Here is an 896-nt window from a genome sequence, read left to right on the forward strand (position 1 = left end):
GACGGCGTATGTGTTCGCGCCCGACCCGACAGGCACCCACTGGCGCCTGCGGGCGACTCTGGATGCACTGGGCCAGTGTCTGCGCTACGACTGGCAGGATGGCGTGTTGACGCAGGTTGAAGATGGGTCGGGACGGCGTTATCGCCTGCAATATCAGCGGCAATCCTCGGATCATCCGGCGGATCCAGGCCTGCGCCTGGTGGCCATCTGGCTGGACCACGATCCCCGGGCCAGCGATGGCGAGCCGGTGGCCCTGGTCCGCTACGGCTTTGATGCAGCGGGCGATCTGGTCAGTGTGACCGACCAGTATGGGCAAACCGCGCGCAGCTTCCGCTATCAGCATCACCTGCTGACCAGCCATAGCCGGTATGGCGAAATCCAGGCCGAATACGACTATCTGGGCGATCAGGCGGGTAGCCGGGTCAGCCAGCAAAGGCAGCCCGACGGGACTCGCTACGACTATGCCTATTATCCCGACCGCACTGAAGTGACCGATCAGCTTGGTCGCAAGCAGGTCTACACCTTCGCGGGCGAGGCTGGCCTGCAGCGACTGACCGCGTTGCAGCGCCCCGATGGCAGCCGCTGGACCTATCGCCATGACCAGGCGGGTCGCCGGATTGGCGAGATCGACCCGCTGGGCCGGGCCCGCTGGACCCGCCAGGGCGGTGAAGGCAAAGTCAGCGGTGCCACCACTCCCGATGGCCAGTCGCTGAGCCTGGAATGGGACAAGGAGCGGCCCTTGCTGCGGGCAGTGCGCGGACCGGATCAAGCGGAATGGCGTTATGACTACGACGAACGCGGTCGCCTGATCGCTGAGACCGATCCCCTTGGCGCCATCACTCGCCTGGATTACGAAGGCAGCGGCCCGCCCGACCGGCCAAGCCGCGTGGCAGACG

The 896-nt window shown here is 66.1% G+C and carries 1 pseudogene; it reads left to right on the forward strand.

What is annotated here, in order from left to right:
* Positions 1-896, forward strand: a pseudogene (locus PZA18_RS23980) (hypothetical protein); the annotation flags it as partial.

Origin of the sequence: Parachitinimonas caeni (assembly GCF_030129945.1) — a bacterium.
Taxonomy (GTDB): domain Bacteria; phylum Pseudomonadota; class Gammaproteobacteria; order Burkholderiales; family Chitinimonadaceae; genus Parachitinimonas; species Parachitinimonas caeni.